This is a genomic window from Pseudoalteromonas sp. SG45-3 (assembly GCF_014164075.1).
GTDB lineage: Bacteria > Pseudomonadota > Gammaproteobacteria > Enterobacterales > Alteromonadaceae > Pseudoalteromonas > Pseudoalteromonas distincta.
Genome location: NZ_JACJEN010000001.1, coordinates 101,515 through 121,605, shown reverse-complemented (window position 1 = coordinate 121,605; position 20,091 = coordinate 101,515). Strand labels below are relative to the sequence as shown.

The window sequence follows — 20,091 nt, the reverse complement described above, 5'->3', positions numbered from 1 at the left end:
AAAATCGTGTCGATAACAAGGCAAAAATTTCGTTATTTAGTTGTTCTATATCAGAAATTTTTAACGTAGTTAACGTCAGATTTAACCCCTCAAATTGATTAAGTATTATTACGGATTGGTATAATTACGTTAACTACAACTTACAACAAAGCCGCTAAATAAGCGGCTTTGTTGTTTAAAGTAATCTTAAATTAACGTATGCATTGCGGCCTAGGCTCGAACTCACTCGCCCTAAGCGGTAGCTGAATCACCTTGCCACATCCTGGTGGTGCCTGCTTACCCGTTTGCTCATTTACAAATGCCCAGCGTATTGATGGTGGACGCGTATCAGCTATTGCTTGTGGGTTAAGTGGTTTTAAGTAACGAATATATGCTTCTAATGCGCCTACGCTACCTGTTAAACCAGTGCTTTTGTTGTCATCTCGACCAAGCCACGCAACAGTCACTGTATTTTGATCAAAGCCTGCAAACCAACTATCACGTAAATCGTTGCTGGTCCCTGTTTTACCAGCGAGCTGGATTGACGGAAAGTGTAAATTTAAGCGTTTAGCAGTGCCATCTTTCGTTACGCGTTTCATTGCGTATTTGGTCATATACATTGCAGATTTATCAAAACGAGGCTCTGCATTTACTTTATGCTTATAAAGTACTTTACCAACAGAGTCAGTTAATGCCGAAATTGCAGTGAGCTTTTTATATTCGCCATCTGCAGCAATTGTTGTATAAAGCTGAGCCACTTCAAAACTCGACATTTCAACAGCCCCTAAAAGCAGCGATGGGTATTCGTCTATCGCCCCTGTTGCGCCTAAACCTTTCAATGTATTTACTACTTTATCAACACCTACATCGAGGCCTAAATTAACCGCTGGGATATTTATACTGTTACTAAATGCTTTATAAAGTGGAATTGCACCACGGTATTGGTGGTCAAAATTTTCTGGTTGCCACACTTTACCTTGCTCATTTGTGACCTGTACTGGCGAGTCATCAAGCAAAGTAGCTAAATTATAATGTGGCAATTGCAGTGCGGTTAAATACACGGCAGGTTTTACAAGCGAGCCTATATTACGTTTTGTGTCTAAAACACGGTTAAATCCTGAATATCGAACATCGCGACCAGCAATAAGTGCAGAAACACCGCCTTTTTCTACATTAACAGAGATCATGGCTGCTTCTAGTTTTTCAGTTCTAGGGCGATTTTCCAAGTACGGTAAACTCTTTTCAACCGACTCTTCCATTGCTGTTTGCTTTTGCAAGTCAAAATAAGTAAATACTCTTACGCCTGCATCAAGTGTTTGCTGATCAGGTAATAATTCATTTAACTCTCTGTTTACTAGCTCTAAATAGCCTGGGTATGATTTTTGTAAACTGGCTTTCATTGGCGCAATATCAATTGGGCGATTAAGCGATGCACGGTACTCTTTTGTGCTAAGTAACTTATTTTCGACCATTAGACGCAGCACTAAGTCCCTGCGCTCCATTGTGCGCTCTTTATAACGACGTGGGTTGTAATAAGATGGGCCTTTAACCATTGCCACCAGCAGAGCAATTTGATCGTACTCAAGCTCGTCTACAGGCTTTGAAAAGTAAAAGTCAGAAGCAAGCCCCATACCATGGATACCTTGGTTGTATGACTGCCCTAGGTATACCTCATTTAAGTAAGCTTCTAATATCTGATCTTTTGAATAGCGATAATCTAAAATAAGGGCAATAAAGGCCTCATTTATTTTTCGTACTAAAGAACGCTCACGCGTGAGGTAAATATTTTTAGCTAATTGCTGAGTAAGCGTACTGCCACCTTGAACGGTGCGTCCCGCTTTAATATTTGAATAAAGCGCACGTAAAATAGAAAACACCGACACACCATGGTGATCATAAAAATCACGGTCTTCAACTACCAGTAGCGTATCTTTAAGCATGGCTGGGAACTTATCTAGCGGTACAAATTCTCTATCTTGTTTAGAGTCGTTGCCAATTCGCGCTATTTGCACAGGTTCTAGGCGAGCAGAGTTTAAACGCCTGCCGAACTTATCTTTAATAGTCGCAACTTTTTGCCCTGCAAAACGAAGTTCAATAATATGTGATTCTTCAAGGCCATCATAAAATTCAAAATCACGGCGATAAATCTTGATGCTATCTGCTGTTTTAACAAACTGCCCTGTTCTGCTTAATCTATTAACAGATGAATAATGTAGACGCTCTAACTCAAACACAACTTCTTGGCTTGATAAAAATTGCCCCGGATAGAACTCCATAGAACGAGCATACACTTGCGCTGGAAGTTGCCATTTATTACCTTCAAATATACGTGTAGTTTTTGAATCTAAATAAATGAAATACATTGCCATTGCAATAAAAACAGCCAAGCTGAATTTCCAAAACACTGACCATGTTTTTCTCATAAAAGAGCGTTTAACAGTGGGATTCACTGTTTTTTTACTGCCCTTTGATGTGCTTTTTTTTGTCGTGCTTGACGATTTACTAGCACGTTTAGCTGCAGGTTTGCTGGTAGGTGTTTTTTTATTGTCGGCCATTTAAGTGTAATTTATTCCAAGGGTTATTCACGAGTGTGAGCTTAGCATATTGGGCATATCCTAACATCCGAAAAGTTAACCCCCCCTGAAACAAAAAAAGCCCTACCGAAGTAGGGCTTTATGTAAACACACTATTATTTAAATAAACTATTAGCTATTTCGAACAGAAACAAACTCTGGGTAGGCTTCAATACCACAATCGTGTTGATCCATACCGTTTAGTTCTTCCTCTTCAGTTACTCGTATACCCATTGTTTTGTTAAGCACAGTCCAAACAATAAATGATGCTACAAATACAAAGGCAAGAATACACACTAAACCAATTAACTGATTAACAAAGCTTGCATCACCATTGGTTAGCGGTACTAACATAATACCTAATGCACCACACACACCGTGTACAGAGATAGCACCTACTGGATCGTCAATCTTAACTTTATCAAGTGCTATAATGCTAAACACAACTAATGAGCCACCAAGTAAACCTAGTAAACATGCCATTAATGGAGAAGGTGAAAGTGGGTCAGCAGTAATTACAACTAAACCTGCTAATGCACCGTTTAATACCATGGTTAAATCTGATTTGCCCCAAAGTATCTTACATACAAACAGTGCAGCAATAGCACCCATTGCAGCAGCTGCATTAGTATTAAGTAATATTTGACCTACCGCAGTTGCGTTTTCTTTATCCGAAAGTAGTAATTGAGAACCACCGTTAAAGCCAAACCAACCCATCCATAAAATAAATGTACCTAGTGTAGCAAGTGGTAAGTTTGAACCTGGAATTGGGTATATTTCACCGTTTTTACCATATTTTCCTTTACGAGCACCTAGGATTAGTACACCCGCTAGTGCAGCAGCTGCACCTGCGCCATGTACAATTGCAGAACCTGCAAAATCTACAAAGCCCATTTCAGATAAGAAACCACCACCCCATGTCCAGTAACCTTCAATAGGGTAAATAAAACCAGTTAGTACTACAGCAAAGCCAAGGAAAGCCCATAGCTTCATACGCTCAGCAACTGCACCCGATACAATCGACATAGCCGTTGCAACAAATACTACTTGGAAGAAAAAATCAGATTCTAAAGAATGGTCAGCATCAGCAGCTTGTGTGCCAATTAAAGCGCCTATTGAAGGAATAAAACCACCTTCGGCATTGTCTACATACATAATGTTGTAGCCAACTAATAAAAACATCGTACATGCAATTGAATACAGCGCGACATTTTTAGTTAAAATTTCAGCTGTGTTTTTAGAGCGAACTAAGCCCGCTTCTAACATGGCAAAACCTGCTGCCATCCACATTACTAATATACCTGATATTAAAAAATAGAAGGTATCGAGTGAAAACTTTAGTTCTATTATTGTATTTTCCATGAGACCCCCTTAAATTGCTTCTTCGTCAAGTTCGCCAGTACGGATACGAACAATTTGATCTAAGTCGTACACGAAAATTTTCCCGTCACCGATTTTACCTGTTGATGCAATTTTAGTAATTGCTTCAACAACGCGTTGACAATTTTCAGTACGAGTTGCAATTTCAAGTTTGATCTTAGGAATAAAATCTACTTGGTATTCTGCACCACGATATAACTCAGTATGACCTCGTTGACGTCCAAAACCTTTAACATCAACTACTGTCATCCCCTCAATTCCTAAATCAGCGAGTGCTTCACGCACGTCGTCTAATTTAAATGGTTTTATGATTGCACTAATCATTTTCATAGCGGCCCCCTCGGACTCTTTATTGTTATCCTGTTGGGTTAAACAATCCAACCTTTGTGCCACTATTTTTATATTTTTTAAAACAATAAGTTAGTGAAAAACAGAAACTAAATAACAAAAAAAACGCACCAATTAGGTGCGTTAATTTAACAAGTTATCTACATTGGTGCGTGCAATATATTAATTGCATGCTTAGCTTTATATAACAGAGCTATACCACGCAGTTTCTTCCTTGGTTTTTAGCTTCGTATAATGCTTTGTCAGCAACACGCATTGCCTGCGTCAAGCTAGTGTCTTGAAAGTCTGCCAAGCCTATACTTGTAGTAATTTTAATTGATTTATCGCTGATAGAAAAATCGTAACTAGCCAGCTTTTTTCTAAATGCTTCAAAGTATTCACGACCACGTTCAAGCTCTATCTCAGGTAATATTATGGCAAACTCTTCTCCACCAACCCGTGCAACTGTAAACTTTGAAAACGTAGTGCGGATTAATGAACCAACCTGCTTTAAAGCCTGATCGCCACCCTCATGGCCTAATGTATCGTTAATATTTTTGAAAAAATCGATATCTAACAATGCGAGAGTATTTTTCTGGTTTTTACTTTTAAGGAGCTTTTCTGCATATTGATAAAAATAGCGTCGATTATGAAGCCCTGTTAAATGATCCCTATGCGCGCTTTCTTTAATATCTGAAATTAACGATAGTTGCTCCATTGTTTGAAGTACTCGACAATGAAACTCCTCATTCATAAATGGCTTTGTTAAAAAGTCATTGGCGCCATATTTAATAAATCGCGCTGATAGGCCATGTTTCCCCGCGCCCGACAAGCCAATAATTGCTAAGTCGTCTCGGCCTCTAAAGTTACGTACCGCTTTAACAAGTTCAAAGCCATCCATAGAAGGCATAGCGTAGTCGGTCATAAGTAGCTTTATATCAGGATTAGCTTTTAATATTTCGAGTGCTTGTTGTCCATCGTGGGCATCTGTCACATCAAACAATTGCTTTTCAAGCATTTGCTTCATTAACGAGCGGCTCAGTAATGAATCATCTGCTACTAATGCTTTACAACCTTGGTTTCTTAGCAATTGCGCAACGAGTTTAACGGCGTAATGGTAAGAGTCGCGATTATCTTTAATAACATAATCAACGACACCTAATTCAAGCATTTGTTGGCGCTTGTACTCATCTATTTTTGAGGTTAAAACAACCGTAGGAATCTTTTTAGATAAAGTATATTTTGCGACTTCACCGTGAGGAGCATCTGGCAAGGTTAAATCAACTAACGCAAGCGTGTAGTCGTATTTTTCTACGTAAGTGGCACATTCAGCTAAAGACCAAGCAAAATCGATTGCCACATCAAGGTATTGTGCAGTTAAGTGGCGAAGTACCTGCTGCACTACTTTACTGTCTTCAACCACTAATACTCTTTGCATAAAGCTTCTCTTTACCTTTAATTAGTTTTACCACAAAACGACAAATACCACGCAATTACTGCAATAGCATTAGTCATAAACATCCGGTGTAGAGTGCACTTATGTGCTTGAAAGCGTAATCCGTTAGATTTTTTGGTGATAGCCTGTATAAAAAATCAATACAAGTAGGCCGCAATATACCTGAATTTTGCAATTAACTAAATAAAGAAAGTAAATCCAAAATAACTATAAAAGCGATTAATACGCGCCTTTCAATGTATTAATACCTTACTTAACCAGTATTATCGGCCACTAGTCTCAATACTTTTGTTATTTAACTCATTTTTATCTTTAATGATGTATCAACAATAATAAGGACACCTAATGAAGCTTAGTCGTATTATCAGTTTACCGATAACCGTTATTGCATTAATAATTAGTACAAGCACGCTTGCCGATAACCAACGTCGTATTGGTGTAGACAGCAAAGTAGTTACCCAACATAAGGCTAAAATTAATGGCCAGCGTTTTAGTTATACCGTAGCTACAGGCACACAACCTGTATGGGATGATAAAGGCGACGCGGTTGCTACACTACAATACACCTACTACACACGTGACAAAGTTGACGACAGGACAGCTCGCCCATTACTTATTTCATTTAATGGCGGGCCGGGTTCGGCTTCTGTATGGATGCATCTTGCTTATACTGGCCCTCGCGTATTAAAAATTGATGACGAAGGCTATCCAATTCAACCTTATGGCGTAAAAGACAACCCATATTCTGTACTTGACATTGCCGATATTGTTTACGTAAACCCGGTAAATACTGGCTATTCTCGCGTACTTGAAAACGAAAAAGGCGAACTGCCTTCCAAAGCAAAACAAAAAGAGTTATTTTTTGGTGTTAATGCCGATATTAAATACCTTGCTGAGTGGTTAAATACTTTTGTAAATAGAGCACAGCGCTGGCGCTCGCCTAAATTTTTAATTGGTGAAAGCTACGGTACAACACGTGTGTCAGGTCTTGCTCATGAGCTTCAAAACAGTCAGTGGATGTACATAAACGGTGTTGTTCTCGTATCACCTACTGACATTGGTATTAAGCGCGACGGCCCGATTAAAGCCGCTAACCGCCTACCTTACTTTGCAGCGACTGCTTGGTATCACAAAGCACTTAACGCCGATTTACAAGCTAAAGATCTTGATGAGTTATTACCTGAAGTTGAAGAGTTTACTGTAAATGAGTTAATCCCTGCGCTTGCTAAAGGTGGCTTTATTAATGCTGATGAAAAGCGACGCATAATTACAAAAATGGCGCACTACGCAGGCTTATCAGAAAAGTTTGTTGAGCAAAATAACTTAGATATTCCAACTCAGTTTTTCTGGAAAGAGCTACTACGTGAACGTGGTCAAACTGTAGGCCGCTTAGATTCTCGTTATTTAGGAATGGATAAAAGAGACGCGGGTGAATCCCCAGACTACTGGGCTGAACTTACCTCTTGGTTACACTCTTTCACTCCTGCAATTAATCACTACTTGCGTGAAGAGCTAAACTATAAAACGGATGTAAAATATAATTTATTTGGTAATGTTCACCCATGGGATAGAACCGGTAATAATACAGGCGAAAACCTACGTTTAGCAATGGCACAAAACCCTTACTTAAACGTGATGATCCAATCAGGATACTTTGATGGCGCAACCAATTACTTTGACGCTAAATATACGTTATGGCAATTAGACCCAAGCGGTAAAATGAAAGACCGTTTGAGCTTTAAAGGCTACAGAAGCGGACACATGATGTACCTTCGCCACGCTGATTTAGAAAGCTCTAATAACGATTTACGTGACTTTATACAGCACGCTTTACCCAAAAAAGGGCAAGCGGCTAAATACTAATATACCTAAAACAAAAAATGGCTCTTTAAGAGCCATTTTTTATGTGCGTTTTTCATATCGTAAACAATAGCTTTTAAGTTGTGTGACTACATCGTTAAAGCACTCTTCCAGCTGCTGTATATAATCACCTTTAACTATTTCACTCTCTGCCTGTGTTTCTATCTGTTGGCATATATTTGCCAACTCAATAGCCCCCACAGACTTTGAAGACGACTTTAATGCATGAGCCTGAAAAGCTAAATCAACATAGTTTTTACTTTTAGCATACGCGTTAGCTAATTTAATTTGCTCCCCTGCTGTTTGTAAAAACGCATTAAATACCATGCAATGTACGCTAGGATCATCACCAAGCATTGCTTTTAGTAGCGTAATATCTAATTGATCAAAACTATCTGAAGCTATACTTTCACCATCTGATTTTTCTGAACGTGTATTGACCATAGTTTGAGAATGCTCCATCAATAACGACTTTAATTTAACAAGCTCAATAGGCTTTGTTAAAAAGCCATTCATTCCACAAGTATAACAATTATCTATGTTGTTTTTGGTAATGTTGGCCGTAATTGCAATTATAATCAGTTCATCAAAATGAGTGTTTTCGCGTATTTTTTTGGCTAACCCTAACCCATCGAGTAAGGGCATTTGAATGTCGGTTAGTAAAATATCAAAGCGTTTATTTTGTATGGCCTCCCAAGCTTGCTCACCGTTACTTACAAAAGTAGAGCACACTCCAAGCATAGTTAATTGCTGTTTTAACACTTGCTGATTTGTAACTTGATCTTCTGCCACTAAAACCTCAAGCGTAGGAAGCGTTACCGCATTTAAGCTCTGCTGTGTTATTTGAGGGGCTTGCACTTGTGCTGGCAAGTCAGTTTGATCAAAACTGTTAAAGTTTAGCGTAAAACAAGAACCTTTGTGCTGCTCGCTTTGTGCGCTCAAAGACCCTTGCATACGCTCTACCAGCTGCTTAGTTATCACTAAACCAATACCGGTTCCATTTACTTTACTGGTTTCAGCGCCTAAGCGGTCAAAAGGTTTAAATAGGCGAGAAATGTCATCTGGAGAAAATCCACATCCGGTATCTATTACATCTATTTCGCATTGTTTATTACTTAACACCCGACAATTAATATTAATACTGCCATTTGGTTTGTTGTATTTAATCGCATTTGAAAGCAAGTTAAGCATCACTTGTTTAAAGCGGCGCTGATCAATATAAATACTCAACCCTTCTAAGGACTCAAAACCGTGAGTTTGCAGTGTTATTGATTGCCCTTTAATAAGCTCAGTGACAAGCTCTACTGACTCTTCTAATATGCTTTTAATAGGCACATAAGAAAAACTAAACTGCATATTACCCGACTCAATAGCTGTTAAATCAAGCACATCGTCTATGAGTAATAGTAAATGTTCTCCAGCTTGATAAATGCTTTTCGCGTTTTCTTTTTGTACTTTATTTGCACTCTCATCATATCCATACAGCTGGGCTAAGCCTAAAATTGCATTTAATGGAGTTCTTAATTCGTGGCTCATACTGGCCATAAAATCTGACTTTGCTTTACTTGCAGACTCAGCTTGAATTCGTAATGCATTTAATTTTTGATGGTTATTCGCAACCTCATCAACCATATTATTAAATGCATTTATTACACTGCCCACTTCATTTTGTTGTTGTTTATCTATATGGCAATCAAAGTCGCCTTTGGCTAAACGTGAAAACCCAAGTTTTAGCGTCCTCAACGGCGATGTAACCCTGTAATCCACCAGCCAAGCCAAACCTATAAAAACGATAACTAAAATAATAAATTGTATATATATTAAGGTGTAATGAAGTTTTGAAGATTCGTTAATTTCATTAGTAAAATTAACAACCAAGCTAATATTAGCCAGCGGTTTGTCTAAAAATATCACCTGTTGAGATAACAGCATGTCGCCGTTTTCATTTGCTCCAACCCAATTATCAAGCGGATACAATTGGTTTTTTGAATCAACATCAACAATTTTAATACTTTTCCAATTAGGGCGAGTTTGAAGTTGACTGTCTATCTCTTCATATAGCTCTGCATATTGCCTAGTTAACAACGGAGTCGTTATAGAAGTCGATAACTGCGCTAAAGAACGCTGAGCAGCCTTTGAAAGCCCATCGTTTACCCAACGCGCTTGTTCAGGTAATGCGTAAAACATAAAAAGACATGCCATAAGCAAGCCACAAAGCAATACAACAATAAAGCTTTGCGCCCTTAAACTACGAAACCCTCTAATTTTCAACATAAAATGAGCGCAAGCCCCACTGAGTTAACTGCTGATACTCTGCTAAAGTTGCAATACTAGGTTTAATAATTGGGATACCTGCAAGTAAATGTTTATGCTCTGCGCTTTGCCCTATATCTAAAATAGCTTGTTGCACTTTTAACTGTATTGCAGCATCAACCCTTGGGTGGGCGACAATTGGGTGGCGACTAATTTCACGCGTTTTATAAAGAATTTTGAGTTTATTTTGTAAGCTTTCTGGTTGTTGTTTAAATGTGCCCATTACACCACCGCCCGCCATTGTTGAGTGCAGTGCTACATTTAAATATACCGATGGATGAGTTTGGACATATACAGGCTTTATTGTTAGCCCGTATAACAATGCTAAATCAGCTCTCATTAATAATGACGCACCTAATGCGTTAGGTGCAGGGAATGCTATTTCAGCGCCCTTTAGTTGGCTTAAATTATCAATATCACTGTCTTTGTTTACGAGCAAAATACCTTGCAGCTTTCGCCCTGCATCTTTTATTAGTGGTAAATACCCCTGTTTTTCGTATGCTACAACACTATGCCATGGGTTCATGTATGCAAAGTCGTACTCGCCATTAGCAAAGGCTTTTTCAAATACAGGAATAGACTCAACTGTAATTAGCTTTATTGTTACCCCTGTTTGCTTACTTACTTGCTTTAACAAAGGTTGCCAAATAGTATTTAGCTTTTGCGGCTCGTATTGCGGCACTACACCAAAGGTATATTCTTGAGCTAATAAGAATGAGCTGTGTATCAAACATAATATAGCCACTAAATACTTCATCAATTCTCCAAATAATAGCGTGTCATTATTGCTTAAGCGTAGTTAAAGACTACTCAACACACCATTAAATTATTATATATTCGATATTTAGCATTGACCTGCTTTGATTACAGGTAGTTTTGGAGTGTATTTTTTATCTGTGAGCATATGATGCAAGTTCATAAATGTGATGTAAGTACTTTTCAATCCGACCTTATTGCTTAGCCAAGTAGGTATTGCCCCATCAGGCAAAGCATATACTTGGTACTCAATATCAAGGCGGCCTTTGTCCTCACTCAGCAGCCAGCGTGCATTTAAAGTAGTAATTCTTATAACGCCATTGTTTTTGGGCTGCTTATTAGGGCGAGCCTTAATAAGCAATTGGCTTTTATTTGCAGTCAGCTGTGAATAACAAGAATAAGTAATGCTATCTCTATCTCTAACAGGCCAAGGAGAATTAAAATAACTGTACACTAAATTTTCTGATGGGCTTATGTGCTTAATAACCTTTACCTGAGATATATTTTCGAGCCATTGGGGTGCGGCATCGGTATCACTAAGTAATTCTAAAAACTCATTGGTGGATACGCCTTTCACGCTCATCTGCGCTTTTACTTCAAAGGTATTATCACTGTGGCTTTGATAATACACACTTACGCCATTTTTGTTTTTATACAAATGCCATATGGGCTCAGCGTAAGTGTTAAAACTAACTAATAAAAAAATAACGAATAAACACTTTTGCAACTGAATTTTATTACAAAAGCGCATCATTTATTTTTGCCAGTAAGGTTCTATGTCAAGTGAAGCAAGGCGACTTTGCTCCATGGCACTGACCAAATATTCAGACTTTTGTTCAAGCCATGACTGGATTTTAGCAAGCTGTTCGTCCTCTTGCCCTGCACATAATTGCTTTAAATACTCAAGCGTACTTAATTCATAAATACCATGAGAAATATCAAGCCAAGGCAATCTAAACTCTAGGCGTTCTTCTTTATCAAATAACGATCCTAAACAGTTACCGCTCAGTAGGCTATTTTCAAGCTGAGTTCGTAGGTTTAAATACGAAGCGACATCGAGTGTTTGCTCCTTTGGAAGCAACTCGTGCAGGTTTTTCCAGTCTTTATTGAAAAGCCTATTGGCAATAGACGACACATTTTGCTCAGCCGCTTGAAGCTCTGCTTGCCCCCAGTCTTTACGCCATTGCTTATCGATTAACCAGGTAGTTAACGATAGTAATAAACGATTATAACGTGCGCTGTGAAACAGTGCATTTATATCGTCAATGCTTGGCTGTAACTCTTTTAAGTCTCCAATGACTTGAGCAAGTGCTGGCGCCGCATTAATTTTTTTATAAAAAGCATGGCGTTTAGACGTGTACGTTTTTAATTGAATCGCGTTTTCTACCCACGCTAATTCACTTAATAACCATTTAAGTTCGGTACGTAAGTGCTCTGTACTTTCTTTAGATACTATATCGTCGTATAGCCAAAAAGTATGGCGGATTAAACTGATGCCGTCAGTTACGCGTTTAAGTGTTTTTAAACTTGGCTTATCGAAATAGCATTGCTCGTGCTTTTGTACAAAGCGAATGCCAAAGTTCATGGCTTCAACTAAAGCACGCTCTTGAGTAGTCGACTTTGGTAATTGTACAAAACCAATAGATTTGCTTGGCATTAAAGGTTTTTCATCAGCAAGTCGATAACCACGCGCGGCCTTAGAATACAAACCTAAGCGTATGCAGTTTTGGCTAACTAGTATATCTGCAAATGCAAACAGCTCATTACGACTGCCCTCAACTAGCTCAATTTCTAGCTCGCTAATAATTTCAATTTTACCCGAAGCCGCAATTTCACCTTTATCGAGTACGACTTCAATTTTAGCGCCACTTTCGGTTTCAATTAACCAAGTACGACGAATGAAGTTAGTACTAAATATTGGATACAAGTTTTTTGAGATGGCGCTTATTTGCATGCCATGAGGCCAAATATCAGCATCAAACGCCATTAAATTAGGGCGGCTTGATTCAATTGGTAAATTGTACTCTGGACGTTGGTGTAAACCACCTACCACTTCACCTGCAAGCTTTATAGTTTGCTCGCATTCGCTGTCAGAACAACGCGTTCGAAAGCCTATATCAAGCGCTCTAAGCTCTCTGCTTGGCGTATCGTAGTATGCATTTTGTAAGCTGCGAGACGGTTTATTCTTCACCGTTTTTGCAAATTGAGTAATTAACGAGGGGATCAGTGGAATAACGGCATCTGATACCAAAAATTTCAGTTCTATCTCAGTATCCATTCGGTTTGCGGATTACCTTTAAAATAAATAAGTGCTCAAAATAAACAAAGCGCCTTAACAATGCAAATTTTTTAACCTTATTTTAGGGCCTGATGACCTTTGTGGATTAAATTTCGTTCTATCTAGGAGCAATTTAATCATAGCGTGAGGCTTGTAACCTAGTGGACTCGATAACTACTCCTGCGTTACCGTACTGGGTTACAATATCAGTCTTGCTATTGATCTATTTAATCCATACTATCTAACTACTTATGTGAAATAAAAATCACGTTCATAACGGACGCAGTTAGATCAACAAGGTAGATAAATGCTAAAACATTGTTTATTAGGGCTACTTTTAACAGCCACCACATTCATGAGTTATGCACAAGAAGCACAACCTGCAAATTCAACGAATGCAAACACCGCTTATATTATCGATAATCTATACACTTTTATGCGCTCTGGGGCGAGTAAAAATTATCGACTACTCGGCTCTGTAGATGCTGGAACAAAGTTAACCTTGTTATCAAATGAAGAAAACGGCTTTATAAAGATTAAAGATGATAAAGACCGCGAAGGCTGGATAGAAACTAAGTTTATTACTAAAACAGCGGGCTTACACCAACAGTACAAAACACTAAGTAGCGAAATGAGCACTATGCAAGAAAAGCTACGTCAAGCTCAAATAGAACTTCCACAGCTACAAGAACAAAACCAAACTTTAACAGATCAAAATCTGCAGTTATCTGCTCAAATTACTAAGCTTAAAACAACGCTAGAGCAAGAGCGCACTCAAAAAGAAGCTGCTAGCTCAAAAGAGAAACGCCAGCTACTGACTTACGGTGGTGCTATTGCGTTTTTAGGCCTGTTTTTAGGTATTATATTAACGATAGTGCTGTCACGTCGTAAGCGCTACGAAGGTTGGGCGTAAAGCTCCATCCAACTAAATACAAAAAGCCGCTTTACAGCGGCTTTTTATTCTCTGTACTTTCATGCAGTTCGAGTTTTGGTGCACTCATACCTTTGAGCAACCGACCAAATATATCAGCGCCGGTAATAATGCGTTTCACATCGCTCCACACTAATACCACATCGTGATCAATGGCCCCATCAAACGATTTATCTAAAGAATGATTAGCCCGTATTTTTAAAATCACTTCACTCAAACGCATCGCTTCATCAGCAACAATTATAGGTCTGTGACAATAGTGATAAGGGTCAAACGTATCTGGCTCAAATAACGCTGATCTTAAAAAGCCGTCAGCATCTACCACTAATAAAGGCCAACCGTCTTCATTGGTAATGATCACCCAGTTATAACCTGACTTATGTAGTTTGCGTAAAAACTCATTATCAGTTGTTAATGTAAGGTCTGGGAAAATAGGCAAATCAAGCTTAGTAGGCAAAGCAATAATCGAGTCTGGATCAATTACCTCACCCTCTTTGGTTACGCTTATTTCATCTAAGCTAAAAAAGTTAAGCGCGCCTATTCCCTCAACGTGTTGAACATCAGCTTCTTCAGCCTCTATGTGTTTGCGAATAATACCCCTGAGCTCACTTTCAGCAAAGTACGTAATCCCCTCTTTGCCTAACCATGCATCGAGTATTAAAGCCGTTGGCTTAGCAACTATATAAAACAGAATCTGATAAAACTTAATTAACGGCGAAAGTAGGCTCGCCATTTTTAACGCATTACGCGAAAAATAAGCCTGTGGTGTTATTTCACCAATAATAGTAATTGCGATAGTTGAGAATAAAAACGAACTTGCGCCCATTAATACCGAATCAGAAAGTAGTGTAAGTAGTACGTTAATACCTACGTTACCCCACAAAATAGTCGATAATAAAAAGTTAGAGTCGTTTCGAAGGGCCATGACTTTTATGGCCGCCTCGTTCCCTTTTGCACTTTCCATTTCAAGCTGAAGCCTACTTAGTGAAAAAAACGCTAAGTTTAAGCCCGAAAATATTGCCGATTGTGAAATACACAAAGCAATTGCACACCAAATCATGACTTCAAAGGTCATTGTATTTTCCTGTTAGTAATACCAATTCACTTAATTAAGCGAATTGGTATAAGGCTTATAAAAGCAATAAACTGCCTAAACCTAAAAAGGTAACAAACCCAACAATATCGGTAACGGTAGTTAAAATTACCGAACCAGATAACGCAGGATCAATTTTCATTTTGTCTAAAATAGACGGAATAACAACACCTGCTAGTGACGCGGCCACTAAATTCAATAATATGGCTACCGTAATCGTAATACTAAGCATTAAGTCGTTAAACCATAAAAAGGTAAGTAGGCCGATTACAAACGCCCATACCAAGCCATTTACAGCGCCAACACGCAGCTCTTTTTTAAGCAACGCATTACGGTTTGAATCTGTAACCTGTCCAAGCGCTAAACCTCGCACAATAACGGTTAATGTTTGACTACCTGCAATTCCCCCCATAGAAGCGACCACTGGCATTAATACCGCTAGTGCTACAACTTGTTCTATCGTTGCGCCAAATAAACCGATAAACCACGACGCTAAAAAGGCAGTAGCTAAATTAATACCTAACCATATGCCACGGTTTTTAGCACTTTTTCGCACACTTGCGAACAGGTCTTCGTCTTCACGTAAACCACCGGCTTTAGCGGCTGCTTCATCAGCAATTTCTTGTCGTAATTCATAAGCAGAGGCAATGGTTAATCGCCCAAGTAATTTGTTATCAACATTAACCACTGGCAGTGCCATTTTTTCACTGTGGATCACCACTTCTGCCGCTTCATATAAATCATCATCAGCATGGAGCGATGAAAAGTCATGATTTGCCAATGTCATTAAGTTATCGGTGTCGCTGGCTTTTATTAAATCATTTACCGCAACCTCACCTATTAAACTACCCTTGCGGCTTACTAAATAAATAACTTCACTGTATTGCGGTAAACCTTTGTGTAGCAATTTTTTAGCACCACCGGCTGTTAGCTTCTCCGATACTTTTAAAAAGTCAAAACCTAACCAGTGACCTAATTGCTCTGGCGGGTATTGCTGCGCTAAATCATATTGTTTGGTTTGCGCTTCATCGAGTTGCTTTTTTGCATACTCAACAAATCGCTCTGGTATAACTTCTTCAAGTTCCAGTAGCTCTTCTACATTAACTTCATCAAGAAGTTTAAAAGCCTCAGTGTCTTCTAGCGTTTGTAGCAACCACAAACAACTATCTTCACTTAAATTAACAAAAATTTCGTGTTGCGTGTCTTCATCAAGCAACTGCCAAATTTCAAGTCGTTGCTCTTTTGGTATCGCCTCAAAAAGTAATGACAGGTGCTCTGTTGAAAGCGTTAACTGCGCATCTGCTAATAATTTATTTTTGCGTTCTGTTGTATCGCATTGCAATAAATCATTTATGAGCTGTGGAAGTTGGTCTACCGGATACTCAATCATCTTAAAACCTTAAAATTTAAAAGCGCACATTATTTATAGTCTACTTGAACAATAAAAAATTGCAGAAAAAACGTGAACTTATTAAGCATGCGCAAGCTATTTTTGCGCATTGTATGGGCAAACTAAATGCAGTACTAATATTTATTTTAAAAAATTAAAAAAACAGTAAAAGGAATTATTTTTGAGGGATTAAACAACAAGTAAACAAACTAAAGGGATTACTTATAATAAAAAAAATCCCATATTAGCTAGGCTAATATGGGCAAAATCACACAATGAATTAGGTGTTTTTAAATTACGGTTTATGCTTTAAATTAAAGTCTATCAGTAATATTTCGTACTAAGTCAGAATCTACAAATTGAGTAATAAGTGCAGTGCCCCACGCATAGCCACGCTGTATTGGGTAACCTTTAAAAATCCAGCGTTTACGCACGTGATTAAAGCGCTCTAAATAGTCTTGCTTTTTTTGTGGCAGAGGCTGCTCACCCAATTTATTCCATGCTTTATATACGCCTGACATGTCAGATCCTCGCATAAAGCGTTGCAACCAACGTGGAAAACGAGAAAAGCTAATAGTGGACTGAAAATCAATAAAGTAAGGTTTACCGTCTGCGCCGCATAAAATATTACCCATATTACGCAAGTCTAAATGCACGATGCCTTTGCGATGCATTTTTGCTACTTGACGCTCAAGCTCACTAAAAAAGTTAACAGGTAGTGTTTTGTCTTCATGAATTAAAGCGCGCAGTGGCGTGCCTTCAATATAGTTATAAGCAACCGCTATCGGCGACAATCTACAAAAGCGGTTAGCAACTGCATCAAGCTCTGCTAAACGGCTCAACCCTTTATACTCTTGATTTACCGACATTCGTGCAAATGTTTTGCGGATAAACCAGGGGCTTTGGCTAAAATCTTTAACGATTAAATCAAATTCATTATCTTTATATCGATACACAATCGCGTTAGCAAAACGTCCCTTATGGACAACACTTAAGTGATGTTGCATAAAAGTATGTTCTGGAAATTGCTGTTGTAATTGTACTAACAAATTATTTTCAATCATAACAAACCTAACAAGATGATAACCTTAATTGCCTAGGCAACTATATTATCAAAGTTAGATTCTGCGCACAATCAGATCAACTAATTAGCACGCTAACTTTCTATTGAAACAGTATCGCTATTTTATTGATAATCTACTTTTGGGGGGAGTCTGGCAGTGAATCAAGATTATTTATAGCTTTGAATAGTAAGTCGATTATTTGGTTTTTTTCTGGCTCCGAAAAACCACTTAATGCTTGCGCATAGACTTCGTTCACTACAGGCATAATTTCAGGACAAAGAGCTTTACCTTTTTCACTTAAACACAAAATAGTTGAGCGCTTATCAAGCTCACATTGCGTTTTAATAATGAGTCCTTTTTCTTCAAGTCGGTTTAGTAAGCGGCTCATAGCGCCACGATCATAAACCATATACTCGCAAAGTCCTGCAAGCGTATTAACCGACTCTCTCGCAAGTAGTACAACCACAATATATTGCGCAGAAGTTAAGTCCATAGGAAGTAACTTGGCATCAACATGAATGGCTAATCTCGAACGTAAAAAAGAGACTAAACGCCCCAAATCTTGCTCTGGCGCTAACTCTTCTCGAGTACAACGTTTAATTGATGGCATGTTTTGCATGGTTATTCCACTGTATAAGTATATTTGCATGCTGATAGACCTTAACGCATACAAAAAATTCAATAATTTTTATAAAAAATCGCCCACAAAAATAAAGCCGCTATTAGCGGCTTTTAGTGTAGGGCTTTAAGCTTTGTTAAATTTTAAATTGGCCAACTAAGTGTCCTAAGCTTTCACCACGCCCAGCTAAATGCTGACCAACTGAAGAGGTGGTTTTACTTGAAATAGTTAGCTCATTAACTATTTCTTGAATAGCAAATACATTACGGTTTATTTCTTCTGTAACGCTACTTTGCTCCAGCGCCGCTGTCGCAATTTGTGTGCTCATGTCGTTAATTGATCTAACTGAGCTTGTTACAGCGCCTAAACTTTCTGAAATAGCACGAGAGGATTCAACAGAGCGATTACAACTACTTTGGCTTGCTTGCATTGCTGCAACTGCATCTGATACTAAATTATGTAGCTCACTCAACATTTCACTAATCTCTAGTGTGCTAACTTGAGTACGACTTGCTAGGCTTCTTACTTCATCGGCTACAACTGCAAACCCTCTGCCTTGCTCACCTGCTCGCGCAGCTTCTATTGCAGCATTGAGTGCAAGTAAGTTTGTTTGCTCGGCAATTCCACCAATTACGCTTAGTACACTATTAATCTTTTTAGATTGATCACTGAGTGAATCAACCTGTTCAGCGGCTAGGTTTATCTCGCCCATTAGATTGGACACCTCACTGAGTGAAATATCAACACACTCTTGAGCTTTAGCAACTTCTTGCGTTGCCGCTTGAGTTGACTCTGCCACTTGGTTTGTATTTTGAGCCACCTCATGAGAAGTAGCCGACATTTCGGTAATAGCCGTCGCAACAAGATCTGTTTCATGATTGTGATTAAGTAACTTGTCTTCAATTAATCGTGTTTGTGTATTTATGTCACCAGAAGCTGTTTTTACATCGTGTGTTACATCAACCACATTAGCAATAATGCCATGTAGCTTACTTACAAACATATTAAATGCTTCGCCAAGTTGGCCTATTTCATCGTTAGTATCAATGTCTAGACGCTTGGTTAAGTCGCCCTCACCTTTTGCAATATCGTCAAGGCTTTGCGCCATGCGCTGTATTGGTTTTACCATTGTATTTGCGGCAACTAACGCACATATAATTGTTAAAACAACCCAAAATAAAGCAATTAATAATAAGGTCATTACCTTATCATTCATGTGCTTTTGCATTGCTGTTTGGTATTTAAGTAGCTCTGCGTCTATATCATCCATATATGCGCCAGTACCAATCATCCAGTTTGTGCCTGGTATCATTGCTGCATAGCCCATCTTTTCAACTAAGCCTGTGGTATTTGGTTTTTGAAAATGATAGTTAAAAGCGCCACCGCCTTTTCTAGCTTGCTCTAATAAGCCCACTATTATTTTTTTACCGTTAGGGTCAGTCATCCCTATTTTGTTTTGCCCTTCAATAGCATCACCTAGTAATGCATGAAAAACACTAATGCCATTGGTGTCGTATATAAAAAAGTAACCACCTTGGCCAAATGTTAAGTCTCTTAAAGCGTTTTTAGCATCTTGCTCAGAGCCATTTGCTAATTGATAGCGAACAATTTTGCTAGCAATTTCAATTTCGGTACTTAGTAACGTTTGCTTGTCACTTATTAACTTAGTTTGAAATGCTTCAAAATTTTGTTGCTGATTTTTATTCTCTAAATAATAAGAACTCAGCATTAAGCTGATTAAAAGTAGCATTAGCGGTAAAATAGCTAGTAACAGCAATTTGTTTTTCAAGCTTAAATTACTCATTTTTTCTCCGAGGTGAATAAAGGTGTGTGTGCAGCAACAACTAAAATCTAGCAAAACGAATATAGTTTGCAGATTTACTTATTTGCCCAAAATAACTTCGCTCATTTATATCGCTTTAAACTTATATTAAGAAAAGCATAGGTAAAATTAGGTAGGACCAAGTTAGTTAGAAGTCAGCTTAGCCATATTATAATCCCAACTCGGCATTTTAGACACCAATAACGCAGAGACCTTAGTCTTAATAAAAATAATTCATCCAACGTTTATC

General features: G+C 38.4%; 15 protein-coding genes. 2 read left to right on the top strand and 13 right to left on the bottom strand.

The window, feature by feature from the left end; translation table 11 throughout:
* Positions 1 to 191: 191 nt before the first annotated feature.
* From mrcB to H5126_RS00515, 4 genes are all read right to left on the bottom strand, one after another.
* The gene (gene mrcB / locus H5126_RS00530; protein ID WP_182721285.1) at positions 192 to 2,534 is read right to left on the bottom strand and encodes a penicillin-binding protein 1B; all 2,343 of its coding nucleotides are present in this window, start codon (positions 2,532 to 2,534) and stop codon (positions 192 to 194) included.
* A gap of 150 nt (positions 2,535 to 2,684) precedes the next feature.
* Entirely contained in the window at positions 2,685 to 3,914 is a 1,230-nt protein-coding gene (locus H5126_RS00525; protein WP_024596272.1) for an ammonium transporter, read from the bottom strand.
* 9 nt (positions 3,915 to 3,923) lie between these two features.
* A complete protein-coding gene (locus H5126_RS00520) occupies positions 3,924 to 4,262 on the bottom strand; it encodes a P-II family nitrogen regulator (RefSeq protein ID WP_004587162.1) in 339 nt (112 codons plus the stop codon).
* A 211-nt stretch (positions 4,263 to 4,473) separates the two neighbouring features.
* The gene (locus tag H5126_RS00515) at positions 4,474 to 5,697 is read right to left on the bottom strand and encodes a diguanylate cyclase domain-containing protein (protein WP_002958922.1); all 1,224 of its coding nucleotides are present in this window, start codon (positions 5,695 to 5,697) and stop codon (positions 4,474 to 4,476) included.
* A 363-nt stretch (positions 5,698 to 6,060) separates the two neighbouring features.
* On the opposite strand from H5126_RS00515, the gene H5126_RS00510 reads away from it, so the two are divergent.
* Positions 6,061 to 7,578 carry a S10 family peptidase gene (locus H5126_RS00510; protein WP_182721286.1) on the top strand — a complete coding sequence of 506 codons (1,518 nt, stop codon included), beginning with the start codon at positions 6,061 to 6,063 and terminating at the stop codon, positions 7,576 to 7,578.
* A 39-nt stretch (positions 7,579 to 7,617) separates the two neighbouring features.
* Here H5126_RS00510 and H5126_RS00505 read toward each other — a convergent pair whose 3' ends face one another.
* The 4 genes from H5126_RS00505 to H5126_RS00490 all read right to left on the bottom strand — a co-directional run bounded on the left by H5126_RS00505 (position 7,618) and on the right by H5126_RS00490 (position 12,922).
* Positions 7,618 to 9,849: an ATP-binding protein gene (locus H5126_RS00505; protein ID WP_182721287.1), complete on the bottom strand. Its 2,232-nt coding sequence runs from the start codon at positions 9,847 to 9,849 to the stop codon at positions 7,618 to 7,620.
* Positions 9,836 to 10,645 carry a phosphate/phosphite/phosphonate ABC transporter substrate-binding protein gene (locus tag H5126_RS00500; RefSeq protein WP_182721288.1) on the bottom strand — a complete coding sequence of 270 codons (810 nt, stop codon included), beginning with the start codon at positions 10,643 to 10,645 and terminating at the stop codon, positions 9,836 to 9,838. Before H5126_RS00500 ends, H5126_RS00505 begins: the two co-directional genes overlap by 14 nt.
* Before the next feature lie 87 nt (positions 10,646 to 10,732).
* Positions 10,733 to 11,398 carry an START domain-containing protein gene (locus H5126_RS00495; protein ID WP_154903669.1) on the bottom strand — a complete coding sequence of 222 codons (666 nt, stop codon included), beginning with the start codon at positions 11,396 to 11,398 and terminating at the stop codon, positions 10,733 to 10,735.
* Positions 11,399 to 12,922, bottom strand: a complete 1,524-nt coding sequence (locus H5126_RS00490) for a CYTH and CHAD domain-containing protein (RefSeq protein ID WP_024596277.1) — start codon at positions 12,920 to 12,922, stop codon at positions 11,399 to 11,401.
* A gap of 307 nt (positions 12,923 to 13,229) precedes the next feature.
* Between H5126_RS00490 and H5126_RS00485 the strand changes: the two genes are divergently transcribed.
* The gene (locus H5126_RS00485) at positions 13,230 to 13,835 is read left to right on the top strand and encodes a TIGR04211 family SH3 domain-containing protein (RefSeq protein ID WP_002958928.1); all 606 of its coding nucleotides are present in this window, start codon (positions 13,230 to 13,232) and stop codon (positions 13,833 to 13,835) included.
* 31 nt (positions 13,836 to 13,866) lie between these two features.
* Here H5126_RS00485 and H5126_RS00480 read toward each other — a convergent pair whose 3' ends face one another.
* The 5 genes from H5126_RS00480 to H5126_RS00460 all read right to left on the bottom strand — a co-directional run bounded on the left by H5126_RS00480 (position 13,867) and on the right by H5126_RS00460 (position 19,823).
* Positions 13,867 to 14,928 carry a DUF21 domain-containing protein gene (locus tag H5126_RS00480; RefSeq protein WP_024596278.1) on the bottom strand — a complete coding sequence of 354 codons (1,062 nt, stop codon included), beginning with the start codon at positions 14,926 to 14,928 and terminating at the stop codon, positions 13,867 to 13,869.
* Between the two features lie 55 nt (positions 14,929 to 14,983).
* Positions 14,984 to 16,336, bottom strand: a complete 1,353-nt coding sequence (locus tag H5126_RS00475; RefSeq protein WP_165724231.1) for a magnesium transporter — start codon at positions 16,334 to 16,336, stop codon at positions 14,984 to 14,986.
* 314 nt (positions 16,337 to 16,650) lie between these two features.
* On the bottom strand, positions 16,651 to 17,400 hold the full coding sequence (locus H5126_RS00470; protein WP_024596279.1) for an RIO1 family regulatory kinase/ATPase: 750 nt from the start codon (positions 17,398 to 17,400) through the stop codon (positions 16,651 to 16,653).
* Between the two features lie 133 nt (positions 17,401 to 17,533).
* Complete coding sequence (locus tag H5126_RS00465) at positions 17,534 to 18,049, bottom strand: MarR family winged helix-turn-helix transcriptional regulator (RefSeq protein ID WP_231388420.1); 516 nt, start codon at positions 18,047 to 18,049, stop codon at positions 17,534 to 17,536.
* Between the two features lie 106 nt (positions 18,050 to 18,155).
* The gene (locus tag H5126_RS00460; RefSeq protein WP_154903671.1) at positions 18,156 to 19,823 is read right to left on the bottom strand and encodes a methyl-accepting chemotaxis protein; all 1,668 of its coding nucleotides are present in this window, start codon (positions 19,821 to 19,823) and stop codon (positions 18,156 to 18,158) included.
* Positions 19,824 to 20,091 lie beyond the last annotated feature (268 nt).

Bases quoted from the DNA above. Each gene is read 5' to 3' on its own strand.
- mrcB (WP_182721285.1), bottom strand. From the start codon at position 2,534: ATGGCCGACAATAAAAAAACACCTACCAGCAAACCTGCAGCTAAACGT.
- H5126_RS00510 (WP_182721286.1), top strand. From the start codon at position 6,061: ATGAAGCTTAGTCGTATTATCAGTTTACCGATAACCGTTATTGCATTA.
- H5126_RS00495 (WP_154903669.1), bottom strand. From the start codon at position 11,398: ATGATGCGCTTTTGTAATAAAATTCAGTTGCAAAAGTGTTTATTCGTT.
- H5126_RS00505 (WP_182721287.1), bottom strand. From the start codon at position 9,849: ATGTTGAAAATTAGAGGGTTTCGTAGTTTAAGGGCGCAAAGCTTTATT.
- H5126_RS00475 (WP_165724231.1), bottom strand. From the start codon at position 16,336: ATGATTGAGTATCCGGTAGACCAACTTCCACAGCTCATAAATGATTTA.
- H5126_RS00520 (WP_004587162.1), bottom strand. From the start codon at position 4,262: ATGAAAATGATTAGTGCAATCATAAAACCATTTAAATTAGACGACGTG.
- H5126_RS00515 (WP_002958922.1), bottom strand. From the start codon at position 5,697: ATGCAAAGAGTATTAGTGGTTGAAGACAGTAAAGTAGTGCAGCAGGTA.
- H5126_RS00485 (WP_002958928.1), top strand. From the start codon at position 13,230: ATGCTAAAACATTGTTTATTAGGGCTACTTTTAACAGCCACCACATTC.
- H5126_RS00525 (WP_024596272.1), bottom strand. From the start codon at position 3,914: ATGGAAAATACAATAATAGAACTAAAGTTTTCACTCGATACCTTCTAT.
- H5126_RS00480 (WP_024596278.1), bottom strand. From the start codon at position 14,928: ATGACCTTTGAAGTCATGATTTGGTGTGCAATTGCTTTGTGTATTTCA.
- H5126_RS00500 (WP_182721288.1), bottom strand. From the start codon at position 10,645: ATGAAGTATTTAGTGGCTATATTATGTTTGATACACAGCTCATTCTTA.
- H5126_RS00490 (WP_024596277.1), bottom strand. From the start codon at position 12,922: ATGGATACTGAGATAGAACTGAAATTTTTGGTATCAGATGCCGTTATT.
- H5126_RS00470 (WP_024596279.1), bottom strand. From the start codon at position 17,400: ATGATTGAAAATAATTTGTTAGTACAATTACAACAGCAATTTCCAGAA.
- H5126_RS00460 (WP_154903671.1), bottom strand. From the start codon at position 19,823: ATGAGTAATTTAAGCTTGAAAAACAAATTGCTGTTACTAGCTATTTTA.
- H5126_RS00465 (WP_231388420.1), bottom strand. From the start codon at position 18,049: ATGCAAATATACTTATACAGTGGAATAACCATGCAAAACATGCCATCA.